At 66.4% G+C, this 15,708-nt stretch carries 13 protein-coding genes; 11 read left to right on the forward strand and 2 right to left on the reverse strand.

What is annotated here, in order from left to right:
- Positions 1-127 precede the first annotated feature (127 nt).
- The 5 genes from HMPREF0298_RS08655 (at position 128) to thrB (ending at position 6,519) form a co-directional block, all read left to right on the forward strand.
- Complete coding sequence (locus HMPREF0298_RS08655; protein ID WP_040423004.1) at positions 128-793, forward strand: type 1 glutamine amidotransferase domain-containing protein; 666 nt, start codon at positions 128-130, stop codon at positions 791-793.
- A 357-nt stretch (positions 794-1,150) separates the two neighbouring features.
- Positions 1,151-2,803 carry an arginine--tRNA ligase gene (gene argS / locus HMPREF0298_RS08660; RefSeq protein WP_006840789.1) on the forward strand — a complete coding sequence of 551 codons (1,653 nt, stop codon included), beginning with the start codon at positions 1,151-1,153 and terminating at the stop codon, positions 2,801-2,803.
- Positions 2,804-4,150: a diaminopimelate decarboxylase gene (gene lysA / locus HMPREF0298_RS08665; RefSeq protein WP_006840790.1), complete on the forward strand. Its 1,347-nt coding sequence runs from the start codon at positions 2,804-2,806 to the stop codon at positions 4,148-4,150.
- Positions 4,151-4,210: 60 nt separating this feature from the next.
- On the forward strand, positions 4,211-5,563 hold the full coding sequence (locus HMPREF0298_RS08670; protein WP_006840791.1) for a homoserine dehydrogenase: 1,353 nt from the start codon (positions 4,211-4,213) through the stop codon (positions 5,561-5,563).
- Between the two features lie 26 nt (positions 5,564-5,589).
- Positions 5,590-6,519: a homoserine kinase gene (gene thrB / locus HMPREF0298_RS08675; RefSeq protein WP_006840792.1), complete on the forward strand. Its 930-nt coding sequence runs from the start codon at positions 5,590-5,592 to the stop codon at positions 6,517-6,519.
- Between the two features lie 95 nt (positions 6,520-6,614).
- On the opposite strand, the gene HMPREF0298_RS08680 is transcribed toward thrB, so the two are convergent.
- The gene (locus tag HMPREF0298_RS08680) at positions 6,615-8,342 is read right to left on the reverse strand and encodes a long-chain fatty-acid--CoA ligase (protein ID WP_006840793.1); all 1,728 of its coding nucleotides are present in this window, start codon (positions 8,340-8,342) and stop codon (positions 6,615-6,617) included.
- Between the two features lie 429 nt (positions 8,343-8,771).
- On the opposite strand from HMPREF0298_RS08680, the gene rho reads away from it, so the two are divergent.
- From rho to HMPREF0298_RS08705, 5 genes are read left to right on the forward strand one after another with little or no spacing between them, the layout of a single operon-like run.
- Entirely contained in the window at positions 8,772-10,670 is a 1,899-nt protein-coding gene (gene rho / locus HMPREF0298_RS08685) for a transcription termination factor Rho (protein WP_006840794.1), read from the forward strand.
- A complete protein-coding gene (prfA, locus tag HMPREF0298_RS08690) occupies positions 10,670-11,743 on the forward strand; it encodes a peptide chain release factor 1 (RefSeq protein WP_006840795.1) in 1,074 nt (357 codons plus the stop codon). Before rho ends, prfA begins: the two co-directional genes overlap by 1 nt.
- The gene (gene prmC / locus HMPREF0298_RS08695; RefSeq protein WP_006840796.1) at positions 11,730-12,581 is read left to right on the forward strand and encodes a peptide chain release factor N(5)-glutamine methyltransferase; all 852 of its coding nucleotides are present in this window, start codon (positions 11,730-11,732) and stop codon (positions 12,579-12,581) included. Before prfA ends, prmC begins: the two co-directional genes overlap by 14 nt.
- A gap of 25 nt (positions 12,582-12,606) precedes the next feature.
- On the forward strand, positions 12,607-13,266 hold the full coding sequence (locus tag HMPREF0298_RS08700; protein ID WP_006840797.1) for an L-threonylcarbamoyladenylate synthase: 660 nt from the start codon (positions 12,607-12,609) through the stop codon (positions 13,264-13,266).
- The gene (locus tag HMPREF0298_RS08705; RefSeq protein WP_006840798.1) at positions 13,267-14,409 is read left to right on the forward strand and encodes an MraY family glycosyltransferase; all 1,143 of its coding nucleotides are present in this window, start codon (positions 13,267-13,269) and stop codon (positions 14,407-14,409) included.
- Positions 14,410-14,411: 2 nt separating this feature from the next.
- On the opposite strand, the gene HMPREF0298_RS08710 is transcribed toward HMPREF0298_RS08705, so the two are convergent.
- On the reverse strand, positions 14,412-15,092 hold the full coding sequence (locus tag HMPREF0298_RS08710; protein ID WP_006840799.1) for an NAD(P)H-binding protein: 681 nt from the start codon (positions 15,090-15,092) through the stop codon (positions 14,412-14,414).
- A gap of 110 nt (positions 15,093-15,202) precedes the next feature.
- Between HMPREF0298_RS08710 and HMPREF0298_RS08715 the strand changes: the two genes are divergently transcribed.
- Entirely contained in the window at positions 15,203-15,661 is a 459-nt protein-coding gene (locus HMPREF0298_RS08715) for a Cg1360 family ATP-synthase-associated protein (protein WP_006840800.1), read from the forward strand.
- Positions 15,662-15,708 lie beyond the last annotated feature (47 nt).

The following is a 15,708-nucleotide window of genomic DNA, read 5'->3' on the forward strand; positions in this document are numbered from 1 at the left end:
CGCTGCCTGTTTTATCGAAAGGGCAGATACACCACTCGCGTGGACTTGACCGGTTTGTGGCCAAAACCCGCAGGCAACGGCCAGAGAATTCACCGACAGCCCCGCGCTGCAAATGTATGGTGGGGGCATGACCAAAGCACTTTTCGTTCTCACCGCAGCAGATCACTGGACGCTTAAAGACGCCTCGCAGCACCCCACCGGCTTTTGGGCCGAGGAGTTCACCACCCCATACGGGGTTTTCCGCGACGCGGGCTGGGACCTCACGGTGGCAACCCCCGGTGGACGCAAACCCGTCGCCGACCCCGCCAGCCTCAATGATGAGCAGGAGGCGATTCTCGCCGAGCTGGCTCCGGTCATTGACAACCCGGCCGCACTTGAAGATGTCGACCCGGACAGCTTCGACGTGGTGTTCTACCCGGGCGGGCACGGCCCGATGGAGGACTTGGCGGTCAGCGAGGCGTCGTCGCGCATCCTGGCGAGCAGGCTCGAGCAGGACCGGCCCCTGGCGCTGTTGTGCCACGCGCCGGCGGCTATCGCGGCCACGGCTGACGCGAGCGGGAAATCGCCGTTTGCCGGCCGGAAGATGACCGGCTTCTCCAACGCAGAGGAGCGCGCCGGCGGCCTCGCAAGCAAGGCCACGTGGCTGCTCGAGGACAAGCTCGTCGAGCTCGGCGTGGATTACAGCGCGGCTGAACCGTTTAGCCCCCACGTCGTCTCCGACGGCAACCTCCACACCGGGCAGAACCCGGCGTCGTCGAAAGAGCTGGCAGAAGCGATCCTCGAAAGCATCTAGCGCGCCTCGAAGTATCCCGGCGCGTCTGTCGCCTCCGTGCGGCCGGCGCGCAGGTAGTCGGCGACGATACCGTCGACTACCTTGTTGCCGAACCTGCCTAATGCGTGGACTGGATGCGAATGCGTCCGAGGGAAATCCGAGCTCCGGATGTGTCCCCGTAGCCCATGCTCGTGACGAAACACCAGCTCTGCGCGCCCGTAGTGTTGACCGCGCAGGTCCCCGCGGAGCCCAACGCCCTAGGACATGCGGTTTAGTGGAGATAAGTAGCCGTTGCGTTTTTCAGATCCATAGGTCGCAGACGAAGCGGGACTGCACCCATGGCGATAATGTCGGGCACCTGAATTAGACTGTTTCCCCATGACGCCAGCTGACCTCGCAACCGCCATCAGGCAGGCCACCACGACCGTTCTCACCGACCACGACCTCGACGCGACTGTCGTGCCCGAAACCGTGACGGTGGAGCGTCCGCGCAACCCCGAGCACGGCGATTACGCCACCAACATCGCCCTGCAGGTGGCGAAACGGGCCGGCACCAACCCCCGCGAGCTCGCGGGCTGGCTTGTCGACGCCCTCGCCTCCGACCCGGCCATCGCCAGCGCCGACGTCGCAGGCCCCGGTTTTATCAACCTGCGCCTCGCGGCGGACGCCCAGGGCAAGCTCGTCGCCGACATCTTGGAGGCGGGCCAGAACTACGGCCGCTCCGACATCTACGCCGGTGAGAAGGTCAACCTGGAGTTCGTTTCCGCGAACCCGACCGGGCCGATCCACCTGGGTGGCACCCGCTGGGCGGCGGTGGGTGATTCCCTCGGCCGCGTTCTTGAGGCCGCCGGTGCAGAGGTCACCCGCGAGTACTACTTCAACGACCACGGCGGCCAGATCGACCGCTTTGCCCGTTCGCTCGTCGCCGCGGCCAAGGGTGAGCCCACGCCGCAGGACGGGTACGGCGGTGCGTACATTTCCGAGATCGCCGCTGGGGTCGTCGACAAGCACGAAGGCGCGCTGGAGGGCACGGACGCGGAGGTCCAGGAAACCTTCCGCGCGGCGGGCGTGGATATGATGTTTGCCCACATCAAGCGCTCGTTGGCGGATTTCGGCGTCGAGTTCGACGTGTACTTCCACGAAAACTCGCTGTTCGAATCCGGTGCCGTGGACAAGGCGGTGGCCACGCTCAAGGACAACGGAAACCTGTACGAAAGCGACGGTGCGTGGTGGCTGCGCTCGACCGACTTCGGCGACGACAAGGACCGCGTGGTGATCAAGTCCGACGGTGACGCCGCCTACATCGCCGGCGACATCGCCTACGTGGCCGACAAGTTCGATCGCGGCCACACGCTGGCCATTTACATGCTCGGCGCGGACCACCACGGCTACATCGCCCGGTTGCGCGCGGCGGCGCAGGCCCTCGGCTACGACGCGGACGCAGTGGAAGTACTCATCGGCCAGATGGTCAACCTCGTACGAAACGGCAAGCCTGTGAAAATGTCCAAGCGCGCCGGCACGATCATCACCCTCGAAGACCTCGTCGACGCCATCGGAGTCGACGGCGCGCGTTACTCCCTGGCCCGCTCCTCGGTAGACCAGACGCTCGATATCGATCTGGACCTGTGGACGCGGCAGTCCTCTGACAACCCCGTCTACTACGTTCAGTACGGTCACGCGCGGCTGTGCTCGATCGCGCGCCGCGCCTCTGAGGCGGGCGTGAGCTTCGCCGACCCTGACCTGGGCCTTTTGGCGCATGAGAAGGAAGGCGATCTGATCCGCACCCTCGGCGAGTACCCGGCGGTGGTCAAAGCCGCGGCCGAGCTGCGCGAGCCGCACCGCGTGGCCCGCTACGTCGAGGAACTGGCGAGCTCGTTCCACAAGTTCTACGACGCCTGCCAGATCCTGCCGAAGGCCGGCGAGGATGCCGAGCCAATCCACGAAGCGCGCCTCGCACTCGCCATGGCCACACGCCAGGTCCTGGCCAACGCCCTTGACCTGCTCGGCGTCAGCGCACCGGAGAGGATGTAAATGGCTTTCAACGACCTTCCCGCCCACGTGTGGCCGCGCTCTGCGGCGCGGCAGGAAGACGGCGTTGTCACCATCGCCGGGGTGCCGCTTCCCGAGATCGCCGAGGAGTACGGAACGCCCGTGATGGTTGTCGACGAGGACGACTTCCGGTCCCGCTGCCGTGACATGGCGGCCGCGTTCGGCGCGCCAGAAAACGTCCACTACGCCTCCAAGGCGTTTTTGACCCGCATGATCGCGCGCTGGGTGGACGAGGAGGGCTTGGCCCTGGACGTCGCCTCCGAAAACGAGCTGCGCATCGCGCTGGCCGCCAACTTCCCGCCCGAGCGCATTACGGTGCACGGCAACAACAAGTCGGAATCCTTCCTCACCCTCTGCGCCGAGGCCGGGGTCGGCCACGTCGTGATCGACTCGCACCAGGAACTCGCCGAGCTCAACGACGTCTGCGGGCGGCTCGGCACAAACCAAGAGGTTTTCGTGCGTGTCAAGCCCGGTGTGGACGCGCACACGCACGAGTTCGTCGCCACCAGCCACGAGGACCAGAAGTTCGGGTTGTCGCTGGCCTCGGGCTCCGCGCACAAGGCGGCTGTCGACGCTATCGCGGCGGCCAACCTCACTCTTTCGGGTCTGCACTGCCACGTCGGCTCCCAGGTTTTTGACGCGGAGGGCTTCAAACTCGCCGCCGAGCGCGTCCTGGGCCTGTACGCGACCATCTACCGCGAGAACGGCGTCGCGCTGGACTACCTCGACCTCGGTGGCGGTTACGGCATCGCCTACGTCGACAGCGAGCAGGCCCTCGACGTCACCGGTGTCGCCCGCGACCTGCTCTCGAGCGTCGACCAGGTCGCCGCGGAGCTGGGCATTCCCGCCCCCACGGTGGTTGTCGAGCCCGGCCGCGCCATCGCGGGGCCGTCGACGGTGACCGTGTACCGGGCGGGCACGATCAAAGAGGTGCACACCTCGCACACCACCACCCGGCGCTACATCGCCGTTGACGGCGGGATGAGCGACAACATCCGCCCCGCCTTGTACGACTCCGCCTACGACGGCAGGGTGGTCAACCGCTTTGTCGATGCGCCCGAGACCGAAACCCGCCTGGTGGGCTCGCACTGCGAGTCGGGCGACATCTTGATCGGCGACGCACTGTGGCCCGAGGACATCGCCACCGGTGACCTGATCGCGCTCGCCGCGACCGGCGCCTACTGCTACGCCATGAGCTCGAACTACAACGCCTTCGGCCGCCCGGCGGTGGTGGCGGTGCGCGCCGGCAACATCGCACCGATGCTCAAACGAGAGACCGTGGACGACCTGCTCGCGCGCGAGTACGAGGGATGGCCCTACGCGTTATAGACAAAGCGGTACACTTGGGCCGCAGACCACTGCTACACGACGAAGGATTTTCGAAGGACTATGACTGTATCGAGCGCTGAGAGCCGCAACGGAAACTACCCAGGCAAGGGCATCGGCGAGCCGGTTGGTGTCGCCATCTTGGGCAAGGGCACCGTCGGCACCGAGGTGCTCCGACTCCTCGCTGAATTCTCCGACAACCTCGAGCACCGCATCGGCGGCCCGATCGAGGTGCGCGGTGTCGCGGTATCCAACCTGGACAAGCACAAGGATGCTCCCGAGGTCGCCGGGATCTACCTCACCGACAACGCCCGCGAACTCATCGACCGCGACGACGTCGATGTCGTCGTGGAGCTCATCGGCGGCATCGACTACCCGCGCGAGCTCGTGCTCGAGGCCCTGAAAAACGGCAAGTCCGTCGTCACCGCCAACAAGGCCCTTGTCGCGGCGCACGCCGACGAGCTTTCTGACGCCGCCAACGCCGCCGGTGTCGACCTCTATTACGAGGCGGCCGTCGCAGCCGCGATCCCGGTGGTGGGCATGCTGCGCCGCTCGCTGGCGGGAGACCAAGTCCAGCGCATCTCCGGCATCGTCAACGGCACGACGAACTTCATCCTCGACGCCATGGCCACCAGCGGGATGAGCTACGAGGACGCGCTCGCCGAGGCAACCCGCCTGGGCTACGCGGAGGCCGACCCCACCGCGGACGTCGAAGGCCACGACGCCGCGTCCAAGGCCGCGATCTTGGCATCGATGGGCTTCCACACCCGCGTGACCTACGACGACGTCTACTGCGAGGGGATCACGAAAATCACCGCCGAAGACATCGCGGCGGCCAAACAGTCGAACGAGACGATCAAGCTGCTCGCGATCTGCGAGCGTCTGCTTGACGACGCCGGCAACACCGTCGGCGTCAACGCCCGCGTCCATCCGACGCTCGTGGCGAACGACCACCCGCTGGCGAGCGTCGATAAGTCCTACAACGCGATCTTCGTCGAGGCGGAAGCCGCGGGCAGGCTGATGTTCTACGGCAACGGCGCCGGCGGCGCGCCCACCGCCTCGGCCGTGCTCGGCGACCTTGTCGGCGCCGCGCGCAACAAAGTGCACGGAGGTCGCGCCCCAGCGGAGAACCCCTACGCCAACTACGAGGTCGTCGGCTTCGGCGAGGTGCACTCGCGCTACCACATCAACATGACGGTCAACGACCGCGTCGGCGTGCTCGCCGACCTCTCGCGCATGTTCGCCGAGGCCGGGATCTCACTGTCCGCCGTGCGTCAGGAGGAGTCCGACGACGGCGCGCACCTGATCGTGGTCACCCACTCCGCGCAGGAGAGCAAGCTCAGCGAAATTGTCGACGCCCTCACCAGCCACGCCGACGTCCAAGCCATCAACTCCGTCATCCGCCTCGACGCCTAAACAAGCGCCTAAACAAGAAAGTCCCCATGCCCACCGCACTTCCCACAGGCCTGAAGGCCACCGTCACCGTGCCCGGATCCTCCGCAAACCTCGGGCCAGGCTTTGACACGCTTGGCATCGCGCTGGGCATTTACGACACCGTCGAGGTGGAAACGATTCCCTCCGGCCTTGAGATCGAAATCTTCGGTGAAGGCGCCGACGACTTGCCGCGAGACTCCTCCCACCTGGTTATCAAGGCCATCCACTCCGGGCTGGAGGTGGCTGGGGTGGAGGTGCCCGGCCTGCGCGTGGTGTGCCACAACGAGATCCCGCAGTCGCGCGGGCTGGGGTCGTCGGCATCGGCGGCTGTTGCGGGTGTGGTTGCCGCCAACACCCTCGCCGGCAGCCCGCTGGACGCCGCGGCATTAGTGCAGCTGTCCTCGGCGTTCGAGGGCCACCCCGACAACGCCGCCGCCTCGGTCCTCGGCGGTGCCGTGGTGTCGTGGACCGACGTCCCCGTCGACGGCGTGACCGACACCACCTACCGGGCGGTAGGGGTCCAGGTGCACCCGTCGATACGCGCCACTGCCTTCGTTCCGGACTTCCACGCCTCCACGGACGCGGTGCGCCAAGTGCTGCCGAGCCACGTCACCCACACCGACGCCCGTTTCAACGTCTCCCGCACCGCGGTGATGACGGTTGCAATCCAGCACCACCCCGAGCTTCTGTGGGAGGGATCACGCGACCGCCTCCACCAGCCGTACCGCGCCGATGTGCTGCCAGTGACCGCCGAATGGGTCAACCACCTGCGCAACCGCGGTTTCGCGGCGTACCTCTCCGGGGCGGGGCCCACGGCGATGGTGCTGAGTACAGAGCCGGTGCCGGAGAAGATCCTTGATGGTGCGCGTCAGGCCGGCCTGCGCGTGGTGGACCTGGATATCGCGGGCCCGGTCAGCGCGACGCTGAGCCGGGTGTAGCTACGCCCTTCGCCCTAAACCCGGACGCCAGGAACTTGCCCCGGGTTTAGGTGGAACCGGCCCATGTTGACCCGTCCGGGTTTAGGTGCACGGGTTTAGGCGTCCGGGTTTCGGTTACCCGGGCCGGGCAGCGCGATGATGTCGAATCGGTCGTTGGCCAGGTGCTTGCGCAGGTCCTTTTTGTCGAACTTGCCCACTGACGTCTTGTCGATGGTGCCCACGAATGTCCAGTACTCCGGGGCCATCCAGCGTGGCAGGGACTTCGACAGCTGCTTGCGCAGCCGCGCCGCGGTCTCGGCGGTGGGTGCGGCTTCTGACACGAGGACCGTGATGGCGAGGGGTCGCTCGCCCCACTGCGGGTCCGGGTAGCCGATCACGGCGCACTCGATGACCTCGTCGGCTTCCATGATGTGGTTTTCCACCTGTGCGGAGTAGATCCACTCACCTCCGGAGCGGATGACATCGCGGGCGCGGTCGTAGAGGGTCATGAAGCCGTCACTGGTCACAGTGCCCACATCACCCGTGCGCAGCCACCCGTCGGCGGTGAACGCTTCGCGTGCCTCGGTGACCTGCTCGCCGCGGAATTCGCCGGCGATCTCCCCGGCGTCCTGGGTGGGAGAGCGGTAGTAGGATGCGGCGACCATGTTGCCGCGCACTTGAATCTCACCCTGCGAGCGGTCGGTGGACGACATCACCTTGCCGTCGTTGACCACCCGGTATTGAAGCCACGGGGCGAAGCGGCCCTGGGAAATGCGGAAGGCGTAGCGCGCTTCACCGGATACGCCCGACGGCGGGCGTGCCACAGTGCCCACCGTGGAGGTTTCCGTCATGCCCCAGACGTGGATGACGTCGACGCCGTAGCGTTCCTCCCACACCTTGATCAGCGCGGGCGGCGCGGGGGAGCCGCCGACGAAGATCTCCGTCAGGCTCATGCGCTCCGGCGGGTTCGAGGAGTAGTGGATAATCAACTGGATCCACAAGGTGGGCACACCGTGCGCGACTCGCGGGTGCGTTGCCGCGATCAGCGCCGCCAGCGTCGGGGCGGACACGTCGGAATCGGGCAGCACCAGCGGCGTGCCCACGAGGAACGCGGCGAACGGCACGCCCCAGCTCAACACGTGGTAGATGGGGATGCCGCACAAAAACGTCTCGCCGTGGGTGATCGCCATCGAATCGGTGGCGCGCAGCCCCATCGCCTCGAGCCAAATGGAACGGTGCGAATAGGCCACGCCCTTCGGCGCGCCTGTTGTCGCCGTGGAGTAGGCTAACGCGGCGGCGGTGTTTTCGGGCAGTTCCGGCCAGTCGTACACGGTGGAGCGGCCGTCGAGAAGCGACTCGTAGTTGTGCACATCGATGCCGTCGGGAAGCGCCGCGGCGAGCGAGGCCGGGAACTCGGCGCCGGTAAAACACACCGCCGTCACCAGCGGGCACAGCTCGAGCACGCGGCCGAGCTTGTCCGCGAGCCGCGGGTCGGCGACAATGACCTGGGCCTCCGAGTGGTTGATCACGTACGCGATCTGATCCTCGACCAGCTGGACGTTCACAGGCGTGAACACGGCGCCTTTCGACGCCACCGCGAACATCACCTCGATGTGCTCCGCACAGTTGTACATCAACGTGGCCACGCGCTCGTCGCCGGTGATCCCGAGGTCGTCGTGAAGCGCGTGCGCGAAAGCGGCGGCGCGGGCGCCGATCTCCGCGAACGACGACTCCTCTGCCACCCCAGAACGCCACGTGGTAACGCGGGTGGTTGAGTGAATCGTCTGCCCGTAGGTGAGAATGCGGGCGACGGAAAACGGCACCTCCTGCATGGTGGAAAGCATGACTACTACTCTAGCGCGGCCGTAAACGGGGTTGAATGCCTCGCGTGAGTCGGCGATGGGTTACAATCAGCGTCAAGATCGCCGCGGCAACTGCGGGCACACTCGTTTCACTCGATTGACGGGTACACGGTCTTCCCCTCGTACACTTCGCCTTCTTCGCGTATGCGAGTACACCGTTTCGCGCTTTCACAGCCGACGTAGGGGCAACACGGGCTACACCATTTAACTCGCAGCCCGCGTCAGACAAGCACAGATCAAACTGCACACGAAAGCTTCAGAGCCCGCGCCCACCGCGCGCAGGCCGGGCACGGTGGCTCGGTTACAGAGCACCAGTGCCATAAACGAAGCTACGAAAGGACATTCGTGACCGACACGGGTAATGCTGCACAAGGCGCTACACAGGGCAGGGACGACCAGGACCTGGCAACAATGAAGCTCCCCGAGCTGCGCAAGCTGGCGGCAGACAAGGGGCTACGGGGCATTTCCGCATTGCGCAAAGGTGACTTGATCCAGGCCATCACTACCGGTGAGGTTCCGAAGCGGGCTGCAGCGGCGGCGCCGGAGGAGACGAACGAACCGGCTGGCACGCGCCGCCGCGCTACTCGACGTGCTGGCGGTGCAGCTGAAACCGATAACGCGGGGGCGAACAATTCCGGCACTGCCGGTGATGAGGCGGGCGCCGGGGACGAACGCCGCGGCCAGGACAATTCCTCCCAGGAGGAGCAGCGTTACGAATCGCGCTCCGCGGCGCGACGTGCGCGACGCAACCGCGCACGCAACTTCGGCGGCGACGGCTCCGGGGCGGGCGAGGGCTCCCACGACTACGACGAAGGTCGCAGCTCCAACGACGGCGACCGCGGAAATAACAACGGAAATAACAACCGCCATAACAACCGCGACGACAACAACGGCGATCACAACCATCGCGGGGACCGACACGACAACCGGGACAACCGGGACAACCGCGATGATCGCGACAACCGGGATGATCGCCGCGAGAACGGCAACAACGATCGCAACCGGGACAACCAGTCCAACGACGACGGCAACCGCCGCGGGCGCCGCAACCGCCGCAACCGCAACCGCAACGGCCGCGACGACAACCGGGACAACCGGGACAACAACCGCAACAACAACCAGGACTTCAACCCGGAAGATTTGCAAGAAGTCGCCGGCATCGTCGACATCGTTGACCACAACACCGCGTTTGTCCGCACCACCGGCTACCACGCCAGCCAGGCGGACGTGTTCATCCACAACAAGCTGGTGAGGCAGAACGGCCTGCGCTCGGGCGACGCGGTGATTGGACAAGTCCGCGCCAACGGGCAGAGCCACTCCCACGGCAACGGCCGCAACCGCCAGCGCTACAACCAGCTGGTGCGCGTCGATTCGGTCAACGCCATGAGCCCGGAGGACGCGAAGCAGCGCAAAGAGTTCCACAAGCTCACTCCGCTGTACCCGAACCAGCGCCTGCGTTTGGAGACGGAGCCGAACATCCTGACCACACGCGTGATTGACCTGGTGATGCCGCTGGGCAAGGGCCAGCGCGCGTTGATCGTCTCCCCGCCGAAGGCCGGCAAGACGACGATCATGCAGAACATCGCGAACGCGATCGCCACGAACAACCCCGAGTGCTACCTCATGGTCGTGCTTGTCGACGAGCGCCCCGAGGAAGTCACCGACATGCAGCGCTCTGTCAAGGGCGAGGTCATTTCGTCGACCTTCGACCGGCCGCCGTCAGAGCACACGGCTGTCGCGGAGCTGGCCATCGAGCGCGCCAAGCGCCTCGTGGAGATGGGCCAGGACGTCGTTGTCCTGCTCGACTCCATCACCCGACTCGGTCGTGCGTACAACAACTCCTCGCCGGCCTCCGGGCGCATCCTGTCGGGCGGCGTGGATTCCAACGCGCTGTACCCGCCGAAGCGATTCCTCGGCGCCGCGCGCAACATCGAGGAGGGCGGCTCGCTGACGATCATCGCCACGGCGATGGTGGAGACGGGCTCCGCGGGCGACACCGTGATATTCGAGGAGTTCAAGGGCACGGGCAACGCCGAGCTGAAGCTGGATCGCAAGATCGCGGAGCGTCGTGTGTTCCCGGCGGTCGATGTCAACCCGTCGGGCACCCGCAAGGACGAGCTCCTGCTAGCCCCGGAGGAGGCGCGCATCATGCACAAGCTGCGCCGCATCCTCTCCGCGCTTGACCCGCAGCAGTCGATCGACATGCTGATCAAGCAGCTGAAGAAGACGAAGTCCAACGGCGAGTTCCTCATGGGTGTCGCGCAGTCGGCACCGATGGCGGCGGACCAGTCCGAGGAGGAGTACCTCTGATGGCTGGCGAAGTTTCAATCGTCGACGATTACGTTTCCGAATACGAGGGCATCCAGGCCCAGATGGGCGACCCGGACGTCGCGGGTGATGCGGAGCAGTTCCGCAAGCTGTCGAAGCGCTACGCGGAGCTGCAGCCGATCATCAACGTCTATAACGAGTTGAGCGAAGCGCGGGAGAACTACGAGGCCGCGAAGGAAATGGCGAGCGAGGACAAGGAGTTCGCCGAGGAGGCCGTGCGCCTCGAGGGTGACATCGCTCGCCTTGAGGAGGAGCTCGCTGACCTGCTCGCACCTCGCGATGAGCATGACGGCGACGACATCATCATGGAGATCAAGGCCGGTGCGGGCGGCGAGGAGGCCGCCCTGTTCGCCGGTGATTTGGCCCGCATGTACCAGAAGTACTGCGAGAAGAACGGGCTGAGCTGGGAAGTTTTGGATCTCGCCGAGTCCGATCTCGGCGGCGCGAAGGACATGACCGTGGCCGTGAAGTCCAAGACACCGTCGCGCGACGGAGCGTGGTCGAAGCTCAAGTTCGAGGGCGGGGTGCACCGCGTGCAGCGCGTCCCCGTGACCGAGTCGCAGGGCCGCATCCAGACCTCGGCCGCCGGCGTGTACGTCTTCCCGGAGGCCGAAGAAGTGGCCTCGGTCGACATCGACGAGAAGGATCTGCGTATCGACGTCTATCGCTCCTCAGGCAAGGGCGGCCAGGGCGTGAACACGACCGACTCGGCGGTGCGCATCACGCACCTGCCGACGAACATCGTGGTCACCTGCCAGAACGAGCGTTCCCAGATTCAAAACCGCGCCCGCGCGATGCAGGTTTTGCAGGCCCGCCTGGACCAGCTTGAGCGCGAGAAGGCGGACGCGGAGGCGGCCGAGGGGCGCGCCAGCCAGGTGCGCACGATGGATCGCTCCGAGCGCATCCGCACCTACAACTGGCCGGAGAATCGCATCTCGGATCACCGGATCAACTACAAGGCCAACAACCTCGACTCCGTGCTCGACGGCAACATGGACGAGCTGATCTCCGCGTTGCAGAAGCACGAGCGCCAGGAGCGCCTTGAGGCAGAGTAGGACGCGCGAGCTCGTCGCTCGCGGTGCGCGGCTGCTGCAGGCCGCGAGGGTGGAAACGCCCGAGGTCGATGCGCGCCTGCTGGCGGCCTGGCTTCTCGACGTCGCCCCGCTCGCGGTGAACCACACCGAGCCGCCCCCCGGCTTCGAGGAGAAATTTACCCAGGCGCTCAGGCGCCGGGCCGCGTGCGAGCCGCTGCAGCACATCACCGGTTGCGCCCCGTTCGGCCCCCTGGAGCTCGCGGTTGGGCCCGGGGTGTTCATCCCGCGCCCGGAAACCGAAGTACTCGCGGACTGGGCGGTGCGCAAGCTCACCGGGGTCGCCTCGCCCGTCGTCGTCGATCTCGGCACCGGCTCCGGCGCGCTCGCGATCTACATCGCGCACGCGCTTGACGACGCCCGCGTCACGGCGGTCGAGGCGTCGGCGACGGCGCGTCGATACGCGCGCGGCAACGCCGAGCGGCTGGGAGTCGACGTGACCGTCATTGCCGGCGACATGACCGACCCGCAGCTTCTGGATCAGATGCGGGGCCAGGTTGACCTGGTGGTGTCGAACCCGCCCTACGTGCCACTCGGCCAGGACGTCGGCGCCGAGGTCCTTCACGACCCCGACGAGGCGGTGTTCTCCGGCGCCGACGGGATGGACGCGATCCGCGGCCTCGTGCCCGTCGCGGCGCGCCTGCTCGCCCCCGGCGGCGCGCTCGGCATCGAACACGACGACACGACCTCGCAGAAAGTCCAGGAAGTCGTCGCAGCTCACGGTCAGTTCAGCGACGTGCAGGCGCGAGAAGACCTCACCGGTCGGGCCAGGTTCGTCACCGCGAGTAAAGTGAAGCGTTAAACGCGACCATCCATGAAGGAGCAACATGGCAAGCCAGACCTACGACTGCCTCACCCCGGCGGGGCGCACCGACGGGATCAAGGCGGCGGTGGACGCAATCCGCGCGGGACAGTGCGTGGTCATGCCGACGGACACGGTCTACGGCATCGGCTGCGACGCCTTCAACAACGACGCCGTGGCCAAGCTGCTTGCCACCAAGCGCCGCGGGCCCGACATGCCGGTACCCGTCCTCGTCGGCTCGTGGTCCACGGTCCAGGGGTTGGTGCGCGAGTTCACCGACACCGCGCAGACGCTGGTGGAGGCGTTCTGGCCGGGCGGGCTGTCGATTGTCGTGCCTGAGGCCCCGTCTCTGCCGTGGAACCTCGGCGACACCCGTGGCACCGTCCTTTTGCGCATGCCGAACCAGCCGCTGGCGATTGAGCTGCTGCGCGAGGTTGGGCCGATGGGCGTTTCCTCCGCCAACCTCACCGGCAACGAGCCGCCCGTGACCACCTCGGCGGCGCGACAGCAGTTCGGCAACGCCGTGCCCGTCTACCTCGACGGCGGGCGCTCGACGGTGGGGGAGCCGTCGACAATTATTGACATCTCCGGACCCAGCCCGGTGATCCTGCGCAACGGGGCGATCAGCGCCGAGCGCATTTGTGAAGTCTTAAACCTTGACCCGGAGAGTCTCCGGAGGAAGTAGGTGGGCGGCGCCGGAGTGCCGCTGCGCGAGCTGGGTCTGGTCCTGCTCGTCGCCGCGGCGATCACGTACCTCGCGACGGGAGTCGTGCGCTCCGTTCTCGTGCGCACCGGCAGGATCGCTGAGATCCGCACCCGCGACGTGCACACCCAGCCCACGCCGTCGCTCGGCGGGCTGGCAATGTTTACCGGGTTCGTCTCCGCGGTGTTCCTCGCCCAGCAGCTCCCCGCGCTCACCCGTGGATTCGCCCCCGTCACTCCCGAGATGACAGCGGTGCTCGCCGGCGCGTTCGCCATTGTCGTGGTCGGGCTGATCGACGACCTCTACGAACTCGGCGCCGCAACCAAGTTCATCGGGCAGTGTTTCGCGGCGGTGCTGATGAGTTTCATGGGGCTGACCTTCACGGTCTTTTTTCTCCCATTCGGCTCCGGCACGACAATCGTCCTCGATCAGGTGCAGGGGATGATGGTGGCCTCGCTGTTTACCGTCGTGATGGTCAATGCCGTGAACTTCGTCGACGGCATCGACGGCCTCGCCGCGGGCCTGGGATTGATTGCCGGCGGCGCGATCCTGCTGTACTCGCTAACCATCCTGCACGACCAGGGCGGCGCCGTGTCGGCATACCCGCCGGCGATCATCTGCGCCGGCCTCGTCGGGATCTGCGCGGGCTTTTTGCCGCACAACTTCGAGCCCGCGCGCATCTTCATGGGGGATTCCGGCGCCATGCTCATCGGATTGCTGCTGGCGGCGGCCTCTATTTCCGCGTCGGGTAAGATCAACCTCTCGCTCTACGGCGCCGCCGACTTCATCGCGCTGATCAGCCCCGTGATGGTGGTCCTCGCCGCAGTGGCGCTTCCCGTCATTGACCTGGTCTGGGCCGTGGTCCGCCGCGTGGCCAAGGGGCAAAGCCCCACGACCGCCGACGCGGGCCACATCCACCATCGGCTCTTGGCGCTCGGCCATACCCACCGCCGCACCGTTCTCGTGCTCTACGCCTGGGTCAGCGCCGTCGCGTTCGGTGCCGTGAGCTTTTCCATCGCGCCCGCCGGGCTGGCGCTGGCGATGACCGTAGCGGCTGTCCTCGGTGCGGCCGCGATGACTGCGGTGCCGCTGATGCGTGGGCGCAGCAAGGCTGCGCAGGGCTAGCGTCAGGCGCCAAACACATCCTTCACCGGGGTGGACCCGTCATTGAACTGCACCGTTCGCGTGCCGGGCGAGCCTGCCGGCGGGTGTGCCACGGCGGCCGCAATCGCGTGAGCGACGTTGGCGCGGCTCACCTCAGCCGCCTCTGCGGAGTCGGCGTCGATCAGGCCCGTGGCGGGGGCGTCGGTCAGCCTGGACGGGCGCAGGAGAGTAAAGCTCACACCGGAGGAGGCGAGGTGGGCGTCGGCTTCGGTTTTCGCCTGGGCGTAGGGATAGAAGCAGTGGTCCTCCGGCACGCCGTGGTCTTCGCCGGCGCCAAAGTAGGAGACCATCACGAAATGGCCGACGCCCGCCTCGCGGGCAGCGTCGATTGCGCGAATCGCCGCATCCCTGTCCACCGCCCACGTCCGATGCGGGTCGCCGCCGCCAGCACCAGCGGCCCACACGAGCGTGCCGACGCCCCACTGACGCAGCAGCTGCGCCATTGAATCGGCGTCATTGTGCTCGACGTCGAAGATGACGGGCTGCGCCCCGGCTTTCTCGATGTCCGCGGCGTGCTGCGGGTTGCGGATCACCCCGGCGACTGTACATCCGTGCTCTGCGAGCTGCGGGATGGCTAAACGCGCAACTTTTCCGTGTGCGCCGATGACCGCCACGGTGGGTTCGTTAACTGTGTCGTTAGTCATGTGTCCTCCCTATGGGAAGTTGTTCGCGGGTGTGTACGCATCCCACACTAACCACACCGCGCGGAGACGGGTTGCGGCATCCGGCCAGCCGGGCGGTAGGCTAATCGCCCGTGAGCACCAATTCTGAGCACTCCGATTCCCGCACCCTCGACGTTGCGGATGTCAGCGAAATCGATGACCCCCGCCGCCCGTTGACCCGGGCTCTGCGACTCGGCGCGTGGGCCCTCGTTGCGCTGACCGTAGTTTCGCTCATGGCGTGGGGAGGTCTCTATGAACTGCAGGGAATCTGGGGCGCCCTCATGGGCGCGGCCGTGGGAGGCGGGTTCGTCTTGCTCACCGCGCTGTCCGTGCTTCTGACGTCCGGGACGTCGCCGGCCAACACGATGGCCGTCGTGCTCGGCGGCTGGCTGCTCAAGATGGTCGTTCTCGTGATCGTACTGCTGCTGATTCGCGACCTGACCTTCTACAACCACCTCGCGTTCGGCGTGACCACGATTGCCGCGCTAGTGATCGTTCTCGCTGCAGAGGCGTGGGGGGTCATCACCACCCGCGTCAGCTACGTCAGCTAGGGCGATCAGCCGGAATGTGCACCCCTTGTGATGTAAATAACAGGGCG

The organism is Corynebacterium lipophiloflavum DSM 44291, from assembly GCF_000159635.1.
In the GTDB taxonomy this organism is placed as follows: Bacteria; Actinomycetota; Actinomycetes; order Mycobacteriales; family Mycobacteriaceae; genus Corynebacterium; species Corynebacterium lipophiloflavum.

What these genes read in the sequence shown, in the direction of transcription:
- HMPREF0298_RS08655 (WP_040423004.1), top strand. Translation starts at nt 128, where the DNA reads ATGACCAAAGCACTTTTCGTTCTCACCGCAGCAGATCACTGGACGCTT.
- argS (WP_006840789.1), top strand. Translation starts at nt 1,151, where the DNA reads ATGACGCCAGCTGACCTCGCAACCGCCATCAGGCAGGCCACCACGACC.
- lysA (WP_006840790.1), top strand. Translation starts at nt 2,804, where the DNA reads ATGGCTTTCAACGACCTTCCCGCCCACGTGTGGCCGCGCTCTGCGGCG.
- HMPREF0298_RS08670 (WP_006840791.1), top strand. Translation starts at nt 4,211, where the DNA reads ATGACTGTATCGAGCGCTGAGAGCCGCAACGGAAACTACCCAGGCAAG.
- thrB (WP_006840792.1), top strand. Translation starts at nt 5,590, where the DNA reads ATGCCCACCGCACTTCCCACAGGCCTGAAGGCCACCGTCACCGTGCCC.
- HMPREF0298_RS08680 (WP_006840793.1), bottom strand. Translation starts at nt 8,342, where the DNA reads ATGCTTTCCACCATGCAGGAGGTGCCGTTTTCCGTCGCCCGCATTCTC.
- rho (WP_006840794.1), top strand. Translation starts at nt 8,772, where the DNA reads ATGAAGCTCCCCGAGCTGCGCAAGCTGGCGGCAGACAAGGGGCTACGG.
- prfA (WP_006840795.1), top strand. Translation starts at nt 10,670, where the DNA reads ATGGCTGGCGAAGTTTCAATCGTCGACGATTACGTTTCCGAATACGAG.
- HMPREF0298_RS08700 (WP_006840797.1), top strand. Translation starts at nt 12,607, where the DNA reads ATGGCAAGCCAGACCTACGACTGCCTCACCCCGGCGGGGCGCACCGAC.
- HMPREF0298_RS08710 (WP_006840799.1), bottom strand. Translation starts at nt 15,092, where the DNA reads ATGACTAACGACACAGTTAACGAACCCACCGTGGCGGTCATCGGCGCA.